This is a genomic window from Paenibacillus sp. y28, assembly GCF_037137075.1.
GTDB lineage: Bacteria > Bacillota > Bacilli > Paenibacillales > NBRC-103111 > JBBBNV01.
In genome coordinates, this window is record NZ_JBBBNV010000008.1 from 96,537 (window position 1) to 118,498 (window position 21,962).

16 protein-coding genes and 1 other annotated feature are annotated in these 21,962 nt (G+C 55.7%); of the genes, 7 read left to right on the top strand and 9 right to left on the bottom strand.

Annotation, left to right across the window (positions count from 1 at the left end; all coding sequences use genetic code 11):
- Window positions 1-100: 100 nt before the first annotated feature.
- The 3 genes from WBG83_RS09010 to WBG83_RS09020 all read right to left on the bottom strand — a co-directional run bounded on the left by WBG83_RS09010 (window position 101) and on the right by WBG83_RS09020 (window position 2,446).
- On the bottom strand, window positions 101-445 hold the full coding sequence (locus tag WBG83_RS09010) for a c-type cytochrome (RefSeq protein ID WP_336744615.1): 345 nt from the start codon (window positions 443-445) through the stop codon (window positions 101-103).
- Between the two features lie 131 nt (window positions 446-576).
- The gene (locus tag WBG83_RS09015; RefSeq protein WP_336744617.1) at window positions 577-1,200 is read right to left on the bottom strand and encodes a hypothetical protein; all 624 of its coding nucleotides are present in this window, start codon (window positions 1,198-1,200) and stop codon (window positions 577-579) included.
- 376 nt (window positions 1,201-1,576) lie between these two features.
- Window positions 1,577-2,446: an AraC family transcriptional regulator gene (locus WBG83_RS09020; RefSeq protein WP_336744619.1), complete on the bottom strand. Its 870-nt coding sequence runs from the start codon at window positions 2,444-2,446 to the stop codon at window positions 1,577-1,579.
- Window positions 2,447-2,532: 86 nt separating this feature from the next.
- On the opposite strand from WBG83_RS09020, the gene mutY reads away from it, so the two are divergent.
- The 4 genes from mutY (at window position 2,533) to WBG83_RS09040 (ending at window position 7,861) form a co-directional block, all read left to right on the top strand.
- A complete protein-coding gene (mutY, locus tag WBG83_RS09025; protein WP_336744621.1) occupies window positions 2,533-3,840 on the top strand; it encodes an A/G-specific adenine glycosylase in 1,308 nt (435 codons plus the stop codon).
- A gap of 497 nt (window positions 3,841-4,337) precedes the next feature.
- Window positions 4,338-4,700, top strand: a complete 363-nt coding sequence (locus WBG83_RS09030) for a response regulator (protein WP_336744623.1) — start codon at window positions 4,338-4,340, stop codon at window positions 4,698-4,700.
- A 175-nt stretch (window positions 4,701-4,875) separates the two neighbouring features.
- Window positions 4,876-5,114, top strand: a binding site (T-box leader).
- A gap of 151 nt (window positions 5,115-5,265) precedes the next feature.
- Window positions 5,266-6,501 carry an aminotransferase class I/II-fold pyridoxal phosphate-dependent enzyme gene (locus WBG83_RS09035; protein ID WP_336744625.1) on the top strand — a complete coding sequence of 412 codons (1,236 nt, stop codon included), beginning with the start codon at window positions 5,266-5,268 and terminating at the stop codon, window positions 6,499-6,501.
- 217 nt (window positions 6,502-6,718) lie between these two features.
- Window positions 6,719-7,861 carry an acyltransferase gene (locus WBG83_RS09040; RefSeq protein ID WP_336744627.1) on the top strand — a complete coding sequence of 381 codons (1,143 nt, stop codon included), beginning with the start codon at window positions 6,719-6,721 and terminating at the stop codon, window positions 7,859-7,861.
- Window positions 7,862-8,121: 260 nt separating this feature from the next.
- On the opposite strand, the gene WBG83_RS09045 is transcribed toward WBG83_RS09040, so the two are convergent.
- From WBG83_RS09045 to yicI, 6 genes are all read right to left on the bottom strand, one after another.
- Window positions 8,122-8,946, bottom strand: coding sequence for a carbohydrate ABC transporter permease (locus tag WBG83_RS09045; protein WP_336744734.1), 825 nt, complete (start codon window positions 8,944-8,946; stop codon window positions 8,122-8,124).
- A gap of 5 nt (window positions 8,947-8,951) precedes the next feature.
- Window positions 8,952-9,836 carry a carbohydrate ABC transporter permease gene (locus WBG83_RS09050; protein WP_336744629.1) on the bottom strand — a complete coding sequence of 295 codons (885 nt, stop codon included), beginning with the start codon at window positions 9,834-9,836 and terminating at the stop codon, window positions 8,952-8,954.
- A 126-nt stretch (window positions 9,837-9,962) separates the two neighbouring features.
- On the bottom strand, window positions 9,963-11,240 hold the full coding sequence (locus tag WBG83_RS09055) for an ABC transporter substrate-binding protein (RefSeq protein ID WP_336744631.1): 1,278 nt from the start codon (window positions 11,238-11,240) through the stop codon (window positions 9,963-9,965).
- A 137-nt stretch (window positions 11,241-11,377) separates the two neighbouring features.
- On the bottom strand, window positions 11,378-13,033 hold the full coding sequence (locus WBG83_RS09060) for a response regulator transcription factor (RefSeq protein WP_336744632.1): 1,656 nt from the start codon (window positions 13,031-13,033) through the stop codon (window positions 11,378-11,380).
- Window positions 13,026-14,834, bottom strand: coding sequence for a cache domain-containing sensor histidine kinase (locus tag WBG83_RS09065; protein WP_336744634.1), 1,809 nt, complete (start codon window positions 14,832-14,834; stop codon window positions 13,026-13,028). Before WBG83_RS09065 ends, WBG83_RS09060 begins: the two co-directional genes overlap by 8 nt.
- 282 nt (window positions 14,835-15,116) lie before the next feature.
- Window positions 15,117-17,444: an alpha-xylosidase gene (gene yicI / locus WBG83_RS09070; RefSeq protein ID WP_336744636.1), complete on the bottom strand. Its 2,328-nt coding sequence runs from the start codon at window positions 17,442-17,444 to the stop codon at window positions 15,117-15,119.
- 152 nt (window positions 17,445-17,596) lie between these two features.
- On the opposite strand from yicI, the gene WBG83_RS09075 reads away from it, so the two are divergent.
- The 3 genes from WBG83_RS09075 to WBG83_RS09085 all read left to right on the top strand — a co-directional run bounded on the left by WBG83_RS09075 (window position 17,597) and on the right by WBG83_RS09085 (window position 21,885).
- Complete coding sequence (locus tag WBG83_RS09075) at window positions 17,597-18,517, top strand: helix-turn-helix transcriptional regulator (protein WP_336744637.1); 921 nt, start codon at window positions 17,597-17,599, stop codon at window positions 18,515-18,517.
- Window positions 18,518-18,801: 284 nt separating this feature from the next.
- Window positions 18,802-20,193 carry a family 4 glycosyl hydrolase gene (locus tag WBG83_RS09080; protein WP_336744639.1) on the top strand — a complete coding sequence of 464 codons (1,392 nt, stop codon included), beginning with the start codon at window positions 18,802-18,804 and terminating at the stop codon, window positions 20,191-20,193.
- Between the two features lie 177 nt (window positions 20,194-20,370).
- Window positions 20,371-21,885, top strand: coding sequence for an extracellular solute-binding protein (locus WBG83_RS09085; protein WP_336744641.1), 1,515 nt, complete (start codon window positions 20,371-20,373; stop codon window positions 21,883-21,885).
- Window positions 21,886-21,962 lie beyond the last annotated feature (77 nt).

The following is a 21,962-nucleotide window of genomic DNA, read 5'->3' on the forward strand; positions in this document are numbered from 1 at the left end:
AAAATGACGCTTCAAGCGGTTCTCGCTTGTGCGTCATTTTGATTCGTGCCGGGTTGTTCCTTTGTACGCAACGATAAGCTCGTTCCCGGAAGGGAAGCGATTATTTCTTCTCCGCCAAAAAATCAGCGATCGAACTGATTTCTTCCTCGGTCAGCCGGCCCTTGAACGCCACCATTCCGCCGCCGCCGTTCGTGATTTTGTCCGCGATTTCTTCCTTGCTCATCCGTGCGCCCACTTTCAGAAGATTCAGCTTCTCCCGTCCGCGTCCTTCCAGCTGGTTGCCATGGCATGAAATGCAGTTGGCTTTGACCAGCGCCTCCGGCGATTTGGCATCCGTGGTTTCACCTGCGGCACCGCCACCGCCGCTCGAACCACAGGCCGATAGGGCGAGCGCCAGCACGGTTGCGGCCAAAGGGCCTGTCCAGGCGCTCCATGCGTTCTTCATAATGCAGCACTCCTCTCCAGAGTTGTTCTCCTGCTGATCATACCCGATCTTTTCCAGCCTGACTATCGCTGTGACCGGCGGAGTTGTTACACTTTGAGCACAATGTTGTGACGATTTCAGCCGGATCTGAGTTACAGCGGATTGCCTTCCTCCTCCTTGGCGGCAAACGCCTGCCGCCGTCCCAGCACAAAGGCTGCCGTTATCAGACTCAGTCCCTTAAACCAGGTCAGCACAATCGGGGAGTAGCCCAGATATTGAATCCCCATCAGCAGGGTAATCGCGAATAACAGCACGCCGGGGAGCAGCAGCTCGCGCGCCGCCAATAAGCCGGCAATCAGCAGAAACGCGCTGATGACGGCAGCCTGGGCGAATAGGAGAAAATGTCCCTCCGTTGCCCCGAAGCGATACAGCAGGATCAGCAGCACGATGACCGGGATGACCGGAACGGCTGCTGTGAGCCAGGGCCTAATCCGGGCTGCGCCTGGGAGCTGCAAGCCGCCTGAGCCGGCTGCGCCGTTCTTTTTTTCACCCCGCTGCACAGACGCCAGCACGATCATCAGAAGGGCCGTTACTACGTACAGAACCGGCTGGACCCATCCCAGCATATGGATGTAAAGCTTGTATTCGAGCACAGCTTCCACCATCCATACCGTACCCCAAAGCCAGAGGAAGGGCCTGAACGGGGTCAGCTGAAGCATATATTCCCGGCGCTGCGCTTCATGAGGCGTCATGCCTTTTGATTCGGTTGATGCCATGTGAATCACTCCTTACTTGCCATTAAACGCTTGGTCGAAATCGGTGTTCTCCGGGCGTAAAAAAAGAGGTCGCTGCCATTGCCCCTGATTGCCAGCCCTCCGCTGTGATTTCAGGATGAGTGACGCACAGATTTGCCATTGGAATTAGGCCCTTCCTGTGAAGCTGCTCCCTATCGCTTGCCGGTTCCTTCACCGGGTGCTTTAACTTCGGTCCGCACCGCGTGCAGCTTCCAGTGCGCGGCGCTTCACTGCATGACGGCAGTCGGTCGACCACAAGAAGCTGTTCGCAGCACCGGCTCCCGATTCCGTTCATCCGGTCCATCCGCCGAACGACTGCTCCCCCCTTTTACGAAGCCCGCGGCTGTCCGGTTTCTTTTTACTCGACGGGCGGCTGCTGCGCGGGCAGAATCCGGTGCTTCTTGGCGTAATCACGAGGGGACACGCCGACCACTTTTTTGAACATGCGGCTAAAATACAGCTCGTCCCCATATCCGACGCTGTGCGCTATGAATTTCAGCTTGTAGTCGGAGAGGGCCAGCAGCTCCTTGGCGCGGTCCATCCGCAGGTGGGTTAAGTAGTCGATCGGGCTGTAGCCGCTATATTTTTTGAACAGGCGGGAGTAGTGGCTGACGCTGAGGCCGGCCATTTGAGCCAGGCCCTCCAGCGTGAGCGGCTCCTGATAATGCTGGACCATGTAATCCTGGGTCCGGTCGATGGAGGCGGTTGTGTCGCCCTGGCGCTGCTGAGCCCGCAGATCTCCCAGCACGCTCAGGAAAAATTCCATGAGCAAAATTTTGCGCCGCATCGCAGTCATATGACCGCGCCGCTTCCATAGGGATTCAAGCTGCTCGGCCAAATAAATGAGCTGCGGCGTATTGCTGACAGAGTACATTCCAGCAAGTGGAAAGGGGCATTCCGCGCTGCTGCGTGAGATCCACTGTTCCTTCTCCTCATAGGTTTCCGTATAATGATAACGGATGAAATAATATTCGATCGGATCATCGGGATCGGTGGTCCGTTCCACCAGCATGCCGGGGTTGAAAAAAAACAGCCGTCCCGGCTCGGCGGGATAATGGGTGCCGTTGATCGTAAAGGTGCCTTTGCCCTTAATGATAAGCCACAATGAATTGTGGCGCACTTCGCCCAAGGGAGAACGATATTCCGGTCTCCGGCGCTGATGGCCGATAATGAGGATAGAATATACAAATTTGTTCAGTTGTTCCGCAATTTGGCCGACGGTGAGCAAATGGCGTGCCTCCCTATGTTTCAGTACATTATATTATAGCCCTAATCCACAGGATGGAAAAGCCGGAGGACGGGGAAGGAGAAGCTATGCAGAGCACGGAGCAGATGACGTATTTTTCAGTAGAGCTGTTGAAATGGTATCAGGTTCATAAGAGGGACTTGCCTTGGCGGCGCAGCCGCAATCCGTATCATATCTGGATTTCGGAGGTTATGCTGCAGCAAACCCGCGTGGAGACGGTAATCCCGTATTTCCACCGGTTCGTGACGAAGTTCCCGACTGTAGAGGCGCTGGCGGACGCGCCGGAGGAAGAGGTGCTGAAGGCGTGGGAGGGCCTCGGCTATTACTCGCGGGCTCGGAACCTCCAGGCCGCCGTTCGTGAAGTGAAGGAGCAGTACGGCGGGAAGGTGCCGAGCACCAAAGAGGAGATTTCCGGCTTGAAGGGGGTCGGTCCATATACCGCCGGAGCGGTTCTGAGCATTGCCTACAACAAGCCGGAGCCGGCTGTAGACGGCAACGTGATGCGGGTTTTGTCGAGATATTTCCTGATTGAAGACGATATTGTCAAAGCAACCACCCGTGTCCGTTTTGAAAAGCTGGCCCAGGCGCTTATTCCTGAAGCCTCGGCTTCAGACTTCAATCAGGCGCTGATGGAGCTTGGCGCCATGGTCTGTACGCCGAAGTCGCCGTACTGTCTGACCTGTCCGGTGATGCTGCACTGCCGGGCCAGAACGGAGGGCATGCAGGACAAGCTGCCGGTGAAGACAAAGGCGAAGCCGCCGCGTCCGGAGCCGCGCGCCGTGGCCTGGATTGAAGGAGACGGTGCGCAGGCGGGGATGGTGCTGATTCGCCAGCGTCCGGCTGAAGGGCTGCTGGCCCGCATGTGGGAGCTGCCGCATGTGCTGCTTCCCGCAGGCAGCGGAGAGGGCGCCGGCAAGCGCAGACGCGGGCGCAAGGCTCAGCCGGACGGCGCGGAGGCAGCAGCGGACCGTTCGGCGGGGGCCGCGGTGCTTGCGGCGGGCTCCGCCCCAGGCGGGCCAGCCCGTGACGCAGGCCAGCCCAGCCTGCAGCTGACCGTACCTGTTCCCGGGGCTGAAGTCCCCGCGGATATAGGGCCAGCTTCAGCCGGAGTGTTCGCCGACCCGTGGATGGACGCGCTCACCCGGGGGCTGGCCGAGGAAGCCGGAATGACTGTGCTTCCGCTGGAACGTGTCATGGAAGTCGAGCATGTGTTCAGCCATTTAATCTGGAACATGCAGGTGTACCGCTGTGTCATGGCTTCCGGCCCGGCCGGCATGCTGAATGTGCCGGAGACCTACCGCTGGGTTCGCCCGGATGAGCTGGAGTCGTACGCCCTGCCGAATGTTTTTCTGAAAATGTTCAAGGCCCTGAGTTAGTTAAAGTGAAATGAGAACAGCGAACAGGACTCCGGTCCCCGCCGCAGGCAGCTTGTTTTTCAGTGTATCCTGGAAGAAGCGGGAAGCTTAGGCCGGTGAAATCCAATACAAGAGGGGGCATTCATTTGGCAAGCTTTTTTGAATCATCCTGTATGTGCTGCTGGCAGCGGCTTTGCTCGGTGTTCCGCTCCTGGCCGGGCCTATCTGGAGCTTGTTCAGGGGTTAGCCGGTATTATCGTTGCGATGGTGCTGTTTATCAGCTATGAATGGGAAGGCGGCTAATGGTCGTCTGTCTTACTGAAGTCTCCTGCACAATGTAGGTGGCGTATCTTGATGCAGTGAAGCTTCAAGCCGGATCTTACCTATATCTTCCGTCTCGCGTCAGGCTTATGTCCGCTTGTTCAGAATATGTTCAGCATCATGTGCTTTACTAGGGAAAAAACAACACGGAATTCGAGCATATGCGGATTAAATTTCCGACAGTAGGTGAGTAAGAAATGGCTAAGGTCATGATTGTTGACGATGCAGCGTTTATGCGGATGCTGCTGCGTGGAATGCTGGAGGAGGCGCGGCACATTGTGGTCGGCGAGGCGGTCAATGGTTTGGAGGCCGTGGAGCAATATTCCGCCTGCCGCCCCGATTTGGTACTGATGGACATGACGATGCCAGAGATGGAGGGTGTGGATGCAGTCCGGGAAATTATCAAAATCGACGCCCGTGCCAAAATTATTATGTGCTCTGCCATGGGGCAAAAAAAGCTGATCATAGACGCCATGGAAGCGGGCGCCAAGGATTTTGTCGTGAAGCCGGTCCAAGCGATGCGGGTGCTGGACGCTGTAGACAAGGTGCTTCAGGCTTGAGACTGCCCGGCGGTAGCATTCTGACAACCAAGGCTGCCATGTAAGCGGACTGAATCTGCGAACAGGTGCAGTCTTTTTTTGTATTTAAATTCGTGGTTATTCAAAAAAATTGCCATGTGACTCTTGTAATTGCACCGTTCTCTGTTATAATTACCTTCAACTTGATATTGAAACTTGAAATTCAATGATGAGAACCAGTATGTTATCCGCCTGATCGGACAGAGAGTTGGGGAAGCTGAAAACCAACGTTCGGGTTATAGCAGAAAGCCGTCTCGGAGAAGCAGGCTGAACTACAGTAGGCGCTGCCGCAATTCCAGCGTTAACGGGAACGCGTATTGATGGATACGTGAGCAGAGTGTCACTTGTACAAAGTGAAACTAGGGTGGTAACACGGGTATACAACTCGTCCCTTTTTTGGGGACGGGTTTTTTTGTTTGGATCATCCCTTTTTGCCGTGTCATGCGGCATGGTTTGGAACCCGCTGCAGACGGGCATGGCGCGCGATTTTAGTTTTAAGCGGGAAGGGCAGGGCCGGTTATTCAGCGGAAAAAAAGGAGGAGCGAGCATGGGCAAATTATCGATGAGCGAAAAAATATCTCCGGTGGTGCAAGGGATTCCGCCGTCCGGGATTAGGAAGTATTTCAACCTGGCGGAAGGCAATAAGGATGTCATTTCCCTCGGTGTCGGGGAGCCGGATTTTGTGACGCCGGAGGTGATTCGTGAAGCGGCGGCGCGCGCCTTGGAGAAGGGGAGAACCTCGTATACGCCAAATGCGGGGCTGCTGGAGCTGCGGGAGGCCATTGCCGAGTATATGCACACCCGGTTCCAGGTCGGCTATGAGCCTTCCAGCGAGATTATGGTCACGATCGGGGCAAGCGAGGCGATTGATTTGGCGCTGCGTGCGCTAATAACACCAGGGGACGAGGTGATTCTTCCGGTTCCAAGCTATATCGCTTACGCGCCTTTGGCCCAGCTGTATGGCGGCCGTGTTGTGGAAGTGGAGATGAAGGCGGAGGACCAGTTCAAGCTGACGGCGGAAGCGCTGGCGGGCAGCATCACTCCACGATCCAAGGTGCTGATCCTGAATTATCCGAGTAATCCGACAGGCGCTATTATGGGCTACGAGGACTGGCTTCCGCTTGCCAAGCTGGCAGAGCAGCACGATTTGATCGTGATTGTGGATGAAATCTATGGGGAGCTGACCTATGGGGGCAAGCATGTGAGCTTTGCCTCGCTTCCCGGCATGAAGGAGCGGACGCTGGTAATCAGCGGCTTCTCCAAAGCGTTCGCCATGACGGGCTGGCGGGTTGGCTATACTTGCGGGCATCCGGATCTCATTGCGGCGATGCTCAAAATTCACCAGTATACCGTGCTGTGCGCGCCAATTATGGGCCAAATCGCTGCGCTTGAAGCGCTGCGGAGCGGGCTGGAGGAGATGGCGTACATGACGGAGTCGTTCAATCAGCGGCGGCGTATGTTCGTGCAGGGCCTGCGGGAGATTGGCCTGGGCTGCCATGAGCCGCAGGGTGCCTTCTACGCGTTCCCCTGCATCGCGGGGACCGGGCTGAGCTCGGATCAATTCGCCCAGCGGCTGCTGGAGGAGGCCAAGGTTGCGATTGTCCCTGGCCACGTGTTCGGAGCAGGCGGGGAAGGATTTATCCGCTGCTCGTACGCGGCATCGGTAAGCAGGCTGAATGAGGCGCTGGAACGGATGGAGCGGTTCATCAAGCAGCTTGGCAGCCCAGCCGGGGCGGGTAAGCCGCAGAAATCCGGGGTGCTGGCCGCCGGCACGTCTTCCTAATCATCGAGGCATCAGGAAGGACGGCTGACGGCTGCAGGAGACGCCGGTTAAAGCGCTGCGGGTCATGCGGACCCGAAGAAACCGAACGTCTATAGATGAAATCGGAATTGCCTGCGATGATAGCGGTACAAGAATTCCGGTTTGTCGCTTTCCTGCTCGAAAACGAATATAATGGGAATGGTTTACATTCTTTGCTGACGCGTGATAGAGAGGGCATATGGGGAAGAAAACGAAAATTACGGAGCTGGACTACCTGCGCGCCTTTGCTTTTTTGGCGGTCGTGCTCCAGCATGCGATAGGCCATTATGCGTATTATGGCGCCCGGCTTGAGGACGGTGTGCTGCTGGGCAGCCTGCTGCTGCTGGCGAAATTTGCGGTGCCGATGTTTATTTTTATCACGGGCATGGTGCTGTTCTACAATTACCGGGACGGGGTGCGTTTTGCGCCGTTCATCCGGAAACGGTTCAAGGACATTCTGCTGCCGTATTTGCCTTGGGCCGTGCTTTATGCCTGCATTCAGGCCTCGCCTTGGCAGGATTGGACGCAGTTTGGACTTCATCTGGCGACCGGTACCGCGAGCTACCATCTGTGGTACATTATTATGATTTTTCAATTTTATCTGGTATTTCCGCTGATCCGGCCCGCGATGCTGTGGCTGGACGGGAAGCTGGGAGGCTCCGGACGGAGATTGGCGGCTGGGCTCGCAGCGATCGGCATCCTGTATGTTCTTTGGACGGGACAGATGGGGACGGTGAGCAGTTGGTTTGCAGAGCTATCGATCCCGGTGCTGACAGGGTACTTCGGTGAATACAGTGACCGCAATGCACTGTATTTCTTCTTTTATTTTGTGCTGGGGGCCGCCGCCGGGCTGCATGTCGAGCGGTTCAGGGCGGCTCTGCTGCGCTGGCAGTGCACGGTTCTGGTCTGCTTCGGCGTGCTGTCGGCCTGGATGCTGTACCGGATTGTGGCGCATTTTACTGTCACGCCGGAGCTGGTAATTCATTATAATGATACGCTGCTGATAAGGCCTGCCATGGCGGTTGTCCTCATCAGCTCCGTTCTGGCGATGTACGTTATTGCCATCCGGTTCGGCCAAAAGGCCTCGCCGTTCTGGCAGCGGCTCATGACGCGAATCGGCTCTTATTCCTATACGGCTTACCTGGCACATGCCTTGATGCTGACCTACGCCACACGCCTGGCGGACGGCCTGCTGCCCTTCGGCAATGCCACGCTCCGCACGGTGCTGGCGTTCGCCATCTGTGCGGCGTTATCTGTAGCGGCGGCGATGCTGCTGCGCCGGATTGCCGTCTGGCTGAAGCCGCTGCGGAGCAGCGGGAAGGGGCCGGAAAGGGCCGGATAAGGCCGGATAAGGATAAGGCCGGATAAGGCTGCGGCTCCAAGCTTCATGCTCGCGGAGGGTTAGACCCGGCTCCACCTTATAGCCGGTTCCTGAATTTTGCGGGGCCGGCTGGTTTATTTTTGTTACCGGGAGAGGAGCGGTGTTGCCTGACTTATCTGCGGTACAAAAAACGGCAACACAAAGCCTCACGCTCCGCGGTGATACAGCATCCGGGGGCCGTGAGGCTTTGTGTTGGGCCAAGCTTTAGGCTAAAAGAAGGTTTACCCTTTCACTGCCCCTGCTACCATGCCTTTGATGATATATTTCTGCATGAACAGGAAGAACAGCACCGGCGGCAGTGTGCTCAGCACGACGGCGGTCAGGGCGTATTGCCATTCACTCTTGTACTGGCCGAAAAACTTGTAAGAAGCAAGCTGCAGGGTCGCTTCCTTCCCGTTCAGCGTAATGAGCGGGAGCAGGAAGTCATTCCAAATCCACATGACGTTCAGAATAATGACAGTGCTGACGACCGGCAGCATGACCGGCAGAATGATGCGGAAAAACATCCGGTAGGTGGAGCAGCCATCGATATAGGCGCATTCCTCCAGCTCCAGCGGAATCGACTTCACGAAGCCGTGGAACAGGAAAATCGCCATCGGCACCCCCAGGCCCCAATAAATGACCGACAGGCCGGTCAAGGTGTTCAGCAGATGCAAATCGCGGGCCAGCTTCGTCAGGGTAATCATAAACGACTGGAACGGCAGCATCATGGGTGTGATGCACAGGAGAAACAGCGCGGCGCTCAGCCGGCTTTTGTCCCGGGACAGCTTCCATCCCGCCATTGCACCGAACAGCACAATGCCCGCCACGCTCAGTGCGGTAATGAACAGCGTGTTCAGGAACAGCTTCGGATAGTTCATCATCCGCCAGACGTCGCCATAGTTGCCGAACATCCACTCCTTGGGCATGGCCACGACATTGGTGATGACTTCCTTATACGGCTTGAAGGTGTTGATGACGACGAGAAAGAACGGATATAGGAACGCCAGCGCGACAAGAATGATCACAATCTCCAGCACGCGCAGCCGTATTTTTCGTGCCCGCAAGGTACTCATGCTTCCACTTCCTTACTTTTAAAGAAGTTGACTTGGACCAGGGTAATAATGAGAATTAGCACGACAAACATCAGCGACTTGGCCGTCGCGTAGCCGAACCGGTTATTGACGAACGCCTCGGTATAAATGTCCAGGGTTACACTGCGCGTGGCATTGCCCGGTCCGCCGAAGGTGAGGGTGTAAATAATATCGAATATTTTGAGCGAATTCGCCAGCGACAAAAATACCGCAATGGTGAACGAGGGCATAAGCAGCGGCAGCGTGATTTTGAAGAAGCGGGTAAGCCCGGTCGCGCCGTCAATTTCCGCAGCCTCCAGCACATCTCCCGGTACGGACTGCAGTCCGGTAATATAAATCATCATATAGAAGCCTACGGCCTGCCATACGCTGACGAAGAGCACGGAGGTGAAGGCCAGCTTCACATCCCCCAGCCAGCTCCATTCGAAGAAGCCCCAGCCGGTTAGAGTAAACAGCGCCTCAAAGCCTTTGGTGAAAATGAACTTCCAGATGAAGCCGATAATGACGAGACTGACAATGTAGGGCACAAAAAAAGCCGCCCGTAAAATATTTGCGCTTTTAAGCGCCTTCGTTAGGACAACAGCGAGCACAATCGCCGCCACGTTCGTTAAGATAACGTTGAATACCGTATATTGGAGCGTGAACAGCATCGTTTTCCAAAAGGCTGCGTCGGCCGTAAACAGCTCGGTGAAGTTTTTCAAGCCGATGAACTCGATGGTTTTGCCAATCCCGTTCCATTTGGTCAGCGAGTAGTACAAGCTCATTACAAAGGGGATTTCGGCCATCAGCAGAATCAGCACAAGCGCAGGGCCAACAAAGACGAGCATCTCCAGCTTGTTCTTAAATGCGCGGGTTTTCATCATGTGCTTTGGTCCAGCTCCTTTCTTCGCGGGATACATGATTCATGAGGTTAAAATTCAGCCAGACCGCACAGGGCGCATCTGGCTGAGAACTGCTGCAATAGTGAATGTCGTTCAGGGCAGGCGGACTTATTTTTTAGCCTCGACGAGCTTTTTCCAGGTTGTATCCAATTCGCTCGCCGTCTGCTCCTTCGTAGAGGCACCGCCGATGTATTTCTGCAAAATTTGGCCGGATTGCTGCTCATAGCCGTCAGGCCAGTAGCCCTTCACCCACGGATAGGTAACGCCTTTTTCCAGGAAGGCGGACGTTTCTTTGGCAAGCTGTGCATCCGGGAACGGCGCTCCTTTAATCGTGGAGATTTGCTTCACCTGGGAGGGAATGAAGTTTTTGCCGTAATCGGAGGTAGTCAGCCAGCGGAAGAACTTCAGTACTTCCTGCAGATTCTTGGAATCCTTGTTAATCCGGTAGGTGATGTTGGAATCCACCATTAAGCCGGCTTTGGAAGCATCCTCGCCAACCGGACCCGGCAGGAAGCCGATTTCCAGATTCGGATCGATTTTGCGGATGGACTCCTCCGCCCAGGTGCCTTGATGCATCATCGCGGCTTTGCCTTGTGCAAACAAAGCGATTTGGGAGTTGGCGTCCGTCTCCAGCGGCTTGGCATTGCCGTATTTCAGCGTCAGGTCAATCAGCGGGAACACGTTCATCGCTTCTTTAATATCGCTAACCTTTTTCGTTCCGCTATTCAGCTCGCCGAACAGCTTCGGATAGTCGCCGCCGACGGCAGCCATCTCTTGGGTAAAGGTTTGCTCCAGCACCCACCATTCCTTATAGCCGTTGGCAAACGGCGTAACCCCTTTGGCTTGAAGCTTCTTGGCTGCATCCTCCAGCTGGGTGAACGTTTTGGGCAGCTCGGTAATTCCGGCGTCCGCAAACAGCTTTTTGTTATAAATGAAGGAGTGGGCCTGCAGGATGAGCGGGTAGCCGATGACTTTGCCGTTCAGGGTTACCCCGGTTTTGGCCGAATCTACGATTTGGCTCATGAAATCCTCATGGGTCAAATCGTACGCGTAATCCTGGTACGTGACGTTATCGTTGTAAGCGCCCGTCATGAAGATGTCCGGGGTGTCGCCGGCATTGATTTTTGTCTTCAGCAGGGTAAAATAGTCGTCCTGGTGAATCGTCACGTTTACGGTGACGTTCGGATTTTGTTTATGGTATTCCTCGGCCAAATTATGCATAGCTTCCGACATTTCCGGGGAGTATTGCAAAATTTCCAGTGTTACCGGCTGCCCTTCGGCAGTGCCGTTCCCCGCATTATTGGTTCCCGAGCTGCTGCAGCCCGCGAGCACCAGACTGGCCGATAAGCACAAGGCTACCGCGGAACTCCACACACGTGTTTTCATGAGTTGACCTCCCTATAGATTCGGATACGCTTTCTATCGCGTGTTCTGTCCTTATTAAACCAGTATTCGCACGGCTGCTCTACGTCAATAAGTGTCCGTTTACAGGTCAAAAAGTGATATCGGCCACAAGCCGCGGGTTACGGCCGTCCTTCTCTCAGGCGCATTTGCCGGTATTCGACCGGAGAAAGGCCGACGTGCTTCTTGAAGGCTTTGCGGAAGTAGCCGCTGTCCGGGTAGCCTACGCTTTCACCGACAGCCTGAATGCTCAGGACCGGATCGAGAAGCAGATCCTTCGCTTTATCCATGCGCACCTTCAGCGTATATTCATAAATGCCATAGCCGAATTTTTGTTTAAACAACCGCAGCAGGTGCTCCCGGCTGACGAAATATTTCTCCGTAAACAGCGCCAGAGAAATATCCTCGTAATAATGCAGATCAATGTACTGCTTGATGGCCTCGGGCTGAATGCGCTCCGTAGGCTTGTAGGCGTCCAGCATTCGCGGCAGGAAGGTCTCAAAGCAATGAACCGCTTTGCGCCGGTAAGCGGCGAATGGCATATACCGCCCGTGCATCAGCTGGTCGTACTGCTCCAGAAACGAATTCTGCTCCGTCTCGTTGATGTGAAAATGCCGCAGCAGATGCTCCAGCAGCAGCCGCAGCTCGCTAGTGGTAGCCGTCAGCTGTGCGAGACTAAAGTAACCGCTGCGCTCCAGCTCGTCGAAATACGCCGCGATCAGCCCCGCCGCGGTAGGGGCTCCGCCCGTTTCCGCTGTGCGGGCAATCAGCTCCTTCTTCTCCAGAATCGCGCCGCGGGCGGGCTTGGCCTGCACCGTTTCCGGACCGATATAGACGCTGCGGCTGCGGGCGGAGGGAAGTATATTTTGATGAAGCAGGGTGTGCAGTGCGGCATGATACGCTTCGTTCAGCCGTTCCAGCGGGTAGGCGGACACGGTCAACGCTGCGACGGCGTCGGTGCCGAAGGTAAGCGACAGCTTGTGCAGCGCGGTCTCCAGCCGGTCAGCCAAGGCATACAGGGAAGGACCCGTCCGCTCCCAGTCCTCCGCCAGTGTCATGACAGCAATCAGCTCCTGTCCGTTCTTCTCGCTGCGGAAGCTGAATACCTGGCTGTTTTTTGTACGGCACAGCTCGTTGAGCGCATTGGTCAGAGCGAAATAAAGGGCATGAGCGTCTCCCGCGAACCGGATGCCGCAGACGTCATCGAAGTTCAGCACCTCAATGATGGCCGCGCGGAGCTGGCCTTGTCCGGAGCCGATTGCATACAGCTTGTCCAGCTCGCTGATTTGGTGGAAGCGCCCCGAGCTGTGAATCAGCGACGAGAACACCTTTTCCTTGATTAGCGGCGCGGAAATGTTGTGGAGAATGCTGCTGTTGATTTGCTCCTCCCGCCGTGCGGCTTCCTCCTGAAGCTGGCGCACGGCTTCCCCCAAGGCTTGATTCAGCTCCGTTCGTTTAATCGGCTTGAGCAAATAATCCAGTGCGCCGTAACGTAAGGCATGCTTGGCATACTCGAATTCATCAAAGCCGCTGACGACGATGTACTTGGCTTCGGGCAGTACCTGCCGCGCCTGCTCAAGAAACTCGCCGCCGCTTAAGTAGGGCATCTTCATGTCCACAAAGACGATATCCGGCTTCAGCGCCTGAAGCTGTTCGAGACCGGCCCTGCCGTCCGCAGCCTCATGAATGCTGCGGACTTCAAGCTGATCCCAGAGAGCGAGCGCCCGAATGGCCTGGCGCGCAGGCTCTTCATCATCAATAATTAATGCGCTAAACATTAGGCCCCCCCAATCTCCGGTCGAAGGGAAGCTTGACCTGAACCTCCGTGCCTTGTCCCGGGGTGCTGGACATACGGAGCCGGGCATGGCTGCCGTACATCAGCTTCAAGCGGGCGCTTACATTGGTAAGCCCGATGTTTTCCCGCTGCGGGAGGTCTGCTCGTTCCAGCACGTCCGTCATCCATGCAAGGCGCTCGGGACTCATGCCGGGACCATTGTCGCGGACGCGCAGCACGATCAGCTCCTCCTGCCGCCAGCCTTCGATATGAATGCGAATCGGCTGCGACATTTGCTCCAGGCCGTGTTTAATGGCGTTTTCCGCGAGCACCTGAAGCAGCATTTTGGGCACAGGGGCGGTCATGATGTCGGGGGCCAGATCATATTCGACGTGCAGACGGGCGCCGAAGCGGGCCTTTTGCAGCATGAAATAATTGGTTACATGGGCAACCTCATCGTTTATTTTCACCTGATCGCCCTCCTTTATGCAGTAGCGTAACGTGGAAGCCAGCGCTTCCACCATATCGTACATGTCATACAAGCCATGCTGAATGGCCTTGGTGGATAACGCCTGCAGGGCATTGTACAGAAAATGAGGATTAATCTGCGCTTCCAGCGCCTCGAGGCGCGCGTTTTTCTCGTTCAGCTCAATTTCGTACCGCTCTTTGATAAGCTCGTTGATGCGCAGCATCATTTGATTGAATTTGCGGGACAGATTGGCAATCTCATCGGTGCCGTCGATTTCCGTAATCACATTGAAATTGCCGTCTCCGAGCTGATAAATTCCTTGAGAGAACCGTTTTAACCGCCGGGTAATGACCCCCGAGACGAGAATGACAATCACGATAAACAGCACAAACAGACCGCCGCCGAGCAGCAAATTAAAGCGGCGGGCTCTGGCCGCGTCCTCGTTGAGCACACTGGTCGGCGTGAGCGTAACGAGTCGCCACCGGCTGTGCAGGGATGTATTGCCAATGGCCATTAGATCGGTTCTTCCCTGACGCCAAGCCAAATGGGCGGAGCTTCCCGGCAAGGGCGATAGCCCGGCCAGCAGATTCGGAACAGATAGGCCGTTCCAAGGTCCGGATAAATAGTACGGCACGCCGCCTTCGTCGAAGAAGCCGGTATACCCGCCCTGCCGGCCCGATAAATCGCCGATAATCCGCTGCAGCTCATTCGTATTCAGTGTGATGGAGATAGCGGCAAGAGGTCTTTTGTCCGAGATGTTAATCAGAATGCGGTGGTAGGTCAAAAAATTGCGCCCGTTTGTGCCCGAGGAGGGCGGATCGGCGGCGAGGCCGGAGCGGATGCTGCGGAACTGCTTGTTGCCCAGCGCCTCCTGATACCAGGACTGGGCCGGTATGTGCTGCCCCGATTCCTGACGTAAATTAATCAGAGAGCGGGAGATGGTGAAGACCTGTCCGCTTGCGGGGGTGTAGAGGGACAGCTCTTCCACATCGTCACGGGAGTAGAACAGGTTGCGCAGCTGGTTTTGAATGTAAAATTGACTCAAATAATCGCCGGAGTACAGGGCATTCATAAATTGCTCGTCCTTGCGCGGGGACAAGGAGAAATCGTCTAACTGGCTTAAATAATTGTCCAGATTCTGATTAACGAGCTTCAATATTTCTTCATGCCCGGTAATGAAGTTGTGTTCAATGGTCTCGGTCGTCTGTTTATAGAATACGAAGGCCGGAATCAGGACGATAAACAGCACGACCCACGCGAACACAAAAATAAGCTGGTTGCGCAGCCGGCTTGTAATCCGCAGCTTGACCCGGCGAAGGGCTTGCATAATCCACATGGTTTATTTCACACCCCATCCTTCTGAGATGATTACAACTATAAGCAAGAACGGCGGTTAAGCACAAGCAGTCCCCAGGATGGTTGCCCATCGTGGGGACTTGCCGGGAAGCTGCTTGCCAAATCATAGGGCGGATCATACGGGACGAAGGCTGCCTGCCGCTTCCCGCCGTACACCTGGCGCAGCGCTGCACCCGCGAGCAGGCGATCAACCCCGCGGGATGTGTTTCATGGCGGCAGTAGGCGAACGCGGCGGCAGCGGGAGCTTCAGCAGGGCGTATAGTTACAGCTCCAGCTCTATATGAGCCGCAGCCAGACTGTCGGGCGTCAGCCGTGTACCGGCCTGCTCGGCTGATGCCGAACCGCCCTTCACCGCAGAGACAGGGGAGCTCACGCCGCGCAGCAGCACGCTCCAGCGTTTGCCTGCGCCCTCAGCGGAAATCGTCAGCTTGCGGCCGTTGCGGGCGGCTGTTACTTGCAGCTCCGGCGTTCCTTGCATGGAACGCACTGTGGCAGTGGCGGATTGTCCGTCCTCAAGAGCGAAGAGCTGCAGCTCCACGCCTTCCGCGAAATCATAATCCGGACGCCGGTTGTCCGCTCCTACTGCGATAAGGGAGTTCGGGCGGACATACAGCGGGATGCTCATGTAGTCGACCTGCTCTTTCACCCAAGTACCGCCTTCGCGAGTCTGGCCGGTGAGGAAATGCGTCCAGGTGCCCCGGGGCAGGTAATACGTGCCGATGCCTTCTTCATTGAACACCGGCGCGACAAGAAGATCTCCGCCAAGCATATATTGTCGATCCAAGTAATCGCAGTTCGGATCGTCTCCGAACTCCAGCACCATCGCCCGCATGGCGGGAATTCCCTGCTCGGTGGCCTGGACAGCCGCGTCGAACAAATACGGCATCAGGCTGCATTTCAACTTGGTGAAGAAGCGGGTGACATCGACGGCTTCTTCATCATATACCCACGGCACCCGATACGATTTGCTGCCGTGCAGGCGGCTGTGGCTGGATAAGAGACCGAATGCCAGCCAGCGTTTGTACACATCGGCGGTAGCGGTGTTCTCGAAGCCGCCGATGTCATGGCTCCAGAAGCCGAAGCCGGATAAGCCCAAGGACAGCCCGCCGCGCAGGCTTTCGGCCATGGATTCATAGGTGGCGTAGCAATCGCCGCCCCAGTGGACCGGAAACTGCTGGCCGCCTACCGTAGCGGAGCGGGCGAATACGGCCGCTTCGTTTTTGCCGAGCTTTTCTTCCAGCACTTCAAACACCGCTTTGTTATATAAGAAGGTGTAATAGTTGTGCATTTTGAACGGATCGGAGCCGTCATAATACACGACATCGGTCGGGATGCGCTCGCCGAAGTCGGTCTTGAAGCTGTCCACTCCCATATCCACCAAGCCGCGCAGCTTATCCTGAAACCATTGTACAGCCGCAGGGTTGGTGAAATCGATAACCCCCATGCCCGGCTGCCACAAATCCCACTGCCATACATCGCCGTTCGGTTTTTTGATCAGGTAGCCGAGCTTCTTGCCTTCCGTGAACATGTGGGAGCGCTGAGCGATGTAGGGATTAATCCAGACGCAGATCTTAAGCCCCTTGTCCTTCAACCGCTGAAGCATTCCTGCAGGATCGGGGAACACGCGCTTATCCCATTCGAAGTCGCACCAATGGAACTCGCGCATCCAGAAGCAGTCGAAGTGAAACACATGCAGCGGTAAATCGCGCTCAGCCATGCCGTCGATGAAGCTGTTTACAGTCGTCTCGTCATAATTGGTCGTGAAGGAGGTCGTCAGCCACAGGCCGAAGGTCCAGGCGGGCGGCAGGGCAGGCTTGCCGGTCAGGGCCGTATACTTGTTTAATACCTCTTTCATTGTCGGTCCGTTCAGGATGTAATAGTCCAGCGATTCCCCTTCCACGCTGAACTGTGTCTTGGAAACCTTCTCCGATGCCACTTCGAAGGAAACCTGCTCGGGATGATTCACGAAGACACCGTAGCCTTTGTTCGTTACATAGAACGGAATGTTCTTGTAGGCCTGCTCGGTGCTTGTGCCGCCGTCTTTATTCCAGGTATCCACGACCTGGCCGTTTTTTACAAACGGGGTGAACCGTTCGCCGAGGCCATACACATACTCGCCGACGCCCAGATCCAGCTCTTCGCGCATATAGGCGGTTCCCGTATCCGACTTTACGTAGCCCATGCCTTTGAAGCCGCTGCCCGTAATGCGCCGGCCGTCGCGAAGGAAATCTACAGCCCAAGGGCTTCCCTTGCGAATACGGACCGTCAGCCCGCCGCTTGCAAGCGCTACGCTCTCTTCCGCTTCGCTGATCTGCACCGGATGCGCTTGAGACTCTTCCAGCTCGAATGCCGGGCCATGGTCTTCCACACCTTGATGGTGGAACAGCTGCACCCGGATAACATCCGGCATCGGGGAGGAGAATCTGACGGTGAGCAGCATCGTATCCAGCATGCCGGAGCGGTCTGCAATTGGCCGTGGGGAAGCGTATACTGTCACAGAGCGGCTATCCATTTCAAAATCATGTGCTTGAACAGGCGCGAGCACCTGCAGGCCTTGGCGGATAAGCCAGTTGCCGTCGCTAATTTTCATGGCGATCATACCTTTCTGAAGTAGGAATAGAAACGAAAATACTTGTTATTAATGCCATTATACTGATATAATTTGGCCTAATTCTTGCAAAATCATGACCGTTTGTAACACAATTTTGATAATTCTTGTTGGCAGAGGGGAGGGGAAGGGCCGTGGATCAATTCGAGCGGCAGCGGCTTCGCGAGCAGCGGCGGCACGGGGACGCCATGTTTCCGCTGCACGTGTACCGCATGGAGCAGGCTCCCGGGGAGACGGTGGTTGACTGTCACTGGCATGAGGAGGCGGAGTTTCTAATCGTGACACGGGGCGGTGCGCTGTTTCAAATAGATACCTCGTATGTGGAAGTTACGGCTGGCGAAGCCGTGTTTGTTCACGGCGGGGAGGTTCATGCTGGCCATGCGCTGGGCACGGAGGGCTGCGATTTCTGGGCGATCGTGTTCGATTGGAATTTGATTGGCGGCGGAATGCTGGATGCGGTGCAGCGGAGATTCATCGCCCCGCTGGCCGAGCATCGGCTCACCCTTCCCCGGCATTGGAAAGGCGAAGGGGACTGGGAAAGAGCTGTGCTGGACTGCCTGCATCAAATCGTCGGGGCTTTTCAAGGTCGGCGCGAAGGCTTCGAGCTGCTTGTCAAAGCACAGCTGCTGCTTATTCTGCACGAGGTCGCGGCTGCAGAGAAATGGAGCGCGCGCCGTCCGGTCAGCCCGCAGGATGCGGCGAAGGTAGAGCGCCTGAAGGCCGTGCTGACCCGGGTGCAGACAGACTACCGCGGGCGTATCCGCACCCGCGATTTGGCGGACGCGGCCCATATGAGCGAGGGGCAGTTTTGCCGCTTTTTCAAATCGATGACCCGTAAAACGCCTGTGGAGTACATGAATGCCTACCGGGTAAATCAGGCGGCGCTGCTCCTGCGGCAGAACGATTGGAAGGTGTCCGATGTGGCGCTGGAGGTCGGCTTCGATAACTTCAGCTATTTCATTAAGGTATTCCGTTCCCAATACGGCTGCACACCTTCCGAGTACCGGCGGGGCATCAGCCGGGAGGCGGCGGGCGGTACCGCGGGGGAGTTATAGGCTTTTTGCTTAAAGAAGCCGGAAAGAACCATCGCCTGGGGACAGGCCGAGGCAGCCCGGCAAGCGGTGATGAGCACCCGTCTTTGGGCAGGCGCTCTGACGGCAGAAGGGGAAGCAGCGTCCGTTAATTGTTAGCGCTTTCTTTTTTGTCCGATTTCGCCTATCTAAATGGCATGAATCGCCCGTTACTTTCCTGATGTCAGCCTCTACAATGAAATTATTACACCTTAGCATGATTGTTTTGCACCCTGGTGCAGCAGAGAAACCGGCGGGAGGGAATACCAATGGCAAACCAAAACCCGAAAAGCAAAAACTTAACCATCACCTATATTGGAGGCGGTTCCAAAGGCTGGGCATGGGGGCTGATGAGTGATTTGGCCGTAGAGCCCGAGCTGGCCGGAACGGTCCGATTATACGATATTGATGCGGAATCCGCTCAAAATAATGCCATTATCGGAAACCGGTTATCCCAGCGTCCGGATGTTGTGGGAAACTGGACATATGAGGCTGTTCTCAGCTTGTCCGAAGCGCTGGAGGGAACCGATTTCGTCATTATTTCCATTGTGCCGGGCTCGCTGGAAGAGATGAGGACGGATGTGCATCTGCCGGAGGAATACGGCATTTATCAATCCGTCGGCGACACCGTAGGTCCGGGCGGACTGATGCGGGCGCTGCGCACAATCCCGATTTATACCGATATCGCCAAGCACATTGAGCGGTATGCGCCGGAGGCATGGGTCATTAACTACACCAACCCGATGACACTGTGCGTGCGGACACTATATGCGGCGTTCCCGGGCATCAAAGCGTTCGGCTGCTGTCATGAGGTGTTCGGCACCCAGAAGCTGATGGCCAAAATGCTGACCGAGCTCCACGGGGAGCAGGATGTCAAACGGGAAGACATCAAGGTCAATGTGCTTGGGATTAACCATTTTACATGGCTGGACAGTGCGACCTATCAAGGCCGGGACTTGTTCCCGCTGTATCGCGATTTGTCCATCCAGTATGCGGAGGAAGGCTTCGAGCTGAGAGATAAGGGGCACTGGATGAACAGCACGTTCTCTTCGGCCAACCGCATTCATTTCGACCTGTTTAACAAATACGGGTTGATTGCAGCCGCAGGAGACAGGCATTTGGCGGAGTTTATGCCGCTGAACTGGTACTTGAAGGACCCCGAAACGGTCAAAAGCTGGAAGTTCGGTCTGACGACCGTCGACTGGCGGGTGAAGAACAAGGTCCAGCTGCTGGAAAAAGCGGGCCGTCTCGTCAGGGGCGAGCAGGAGTTCGAGCTGAAAGAAACCGGCGAAGAAGGCGTGAAGATGATCAAAGCCCTGCTCGGCCTGGGTGAATTGGCTACCAATGTGAACCTTCCGAACCAAGGCCAGCTTGGCGGTGTGCCGCTTGGCGCCGTTGTAGAGACCAACGCTCTGTTCAGCGAGGCTTCTCTTCGCCCGGTCATGGCGGGTACGCTGCCTGCGGCAGTCAACGCTCTTGTCAACCGGCATGTGCTGAATCAGGAGACGATTCTAGAGGCGGCTTTGACGAAAAATAAAGCTTTGGCGCTGGCCGCAATGCTAAACGATCCGTTAGCTTCCTCCATTCCTCCGGATCAGGCGACAGAAATGTTTAACCGGATGTTCGAGGCAACGAAGCGTTATCTCCCGGGCTGGGAATAGAGTCCGCATCCGTTTGTTGAGGGCAGGCCCGAAGGCTGTCCCGATGGCATCCGCAATGCTGAACAGGCAAGGCGGATGCCGGGCGTATGGCGCCGGATGGGACCCTAGTAAACACTGCTTTTTGTAAGCGATTTCTAGAAAACACAACGCGAAAAAGACAAAAGGGGCTGTTACAAAATGAAAGTGAAAACATGGACGGCATCAGTTAGCGCAGCGGTGCTGCTTACAGGCAGCTTGGCCGCATGCTCCTCAGGCAATTCGGGCGAAGCTCCCGGAGCAGCCGAGGGCGCAAAGGACAATTCTCCAGTAGCCATTTCGATTGCGATGCCGCAGGTCGGGGATATTCCGGCTAAGGGCAATGCAGTGGAACAAGCTATCGAAAGCTATACCAATACAAAGCTGGACATTCAGTGGATACCGAACTCGGCGTATGACGAGAAGGTGAATGTAATGATTACGTCGGGCGAGCTTCCAAAAATTATTAAGCTCAACTATGTCCCGACCGTCGTGTCTTCCATTCAGTCCGATCTGTTTTGGGAAATCGGGCCTTACTTGAAGGATTACAAAAATTTATCCTCCCAAAACCAGCAGCATTACGACAACATCAGCGTGGACGGCAAGCTGTACGGCGTGCCGCTCTTCCGGGATATCGGCCGTGCCACCTACAACTACCGCAAGGACTGGTTCGACAGCATGGGTCTGCAGCTTCCGAAGAGCCTGGATGACTGGTACAACATTCAGGTAGCGCTTACGACGAAGGACCCGGACAAAAACGGGAAAAACGACACTTACGGTATGGTCTTGAATAAAAGCTATCTGGACGGCGCTTCGGCGCTGATGACCCGTTTGGCGGTGAGCATCGGGGGCGTAAACCGCTGGGGCGTGATTGACGGCAAAATGACTCCGGAGTTTATGACCAAGGAATACATGGACGTCATGAAGCTGTTCCGCAAAATGTTCGCCGAGAAATTGATTAATCAGGATTTCCCGGCTGTAGACGGAACGGAAACCGGTAAAATGTTCGATTCCGGCCGTATCGGTATCGGCAATTCCGTAGCGGGCGCAGCCAAAAGCCAGCACGACCGCACTTCGCAGGCCGTTCCGTCAGCGGTAGTCGATAACGCGCCGTTTGAAGGGCCGCAGGGCATCCGTCTGGCCGCAGAACCGGGACATAACGGCTTCCTGGCGGTTCCGAAATCCGCAGTCAAAACCGAGGCTGAGCTGAAGCAGGTGCTGACCTTCATGGATAAGCTGATGGATGAGCCGATGTCCACGCTGCAAATGCGCGGTATTGAAGGGACGCATTATGTGAAGCTGCCGGACGGCAGAACGGAGTTCAAGGACTTCGCCGCCTTCCAGCGTGAAGTGAAGCCATACCGTGACAATCTGCTTAACATTGAAGGCTACAACGTGCCGCTTCTGAAGGATACGCCGCTTGGCGAAAAGGGAACGCGTCTGGCCCGTGAGAACGTGAAATATGCCATTGCAAATCCGGTGCTTACGCTTACCTCCGCGACCTTCTCTGAGCGCGGCAAAGGGCTGGAGCAAATGATTAATGATGCCCAGACGAAATATATTATGGGCAAAATCGATGACGCGGGCTGGGAAGAAGCCGTATCGAAATGGCGCAAAGCCGGCGGGGATCAAATGATTAAAGAATATGAAGAGTCCTACGCCAAAATGAAGAAATAATGAGTTCGGGCGGAAAGCTCATGAAATGGAACGGAATAGCACTTGAACAGAAAGCCTCCCGCACCCGATCGGCTTGT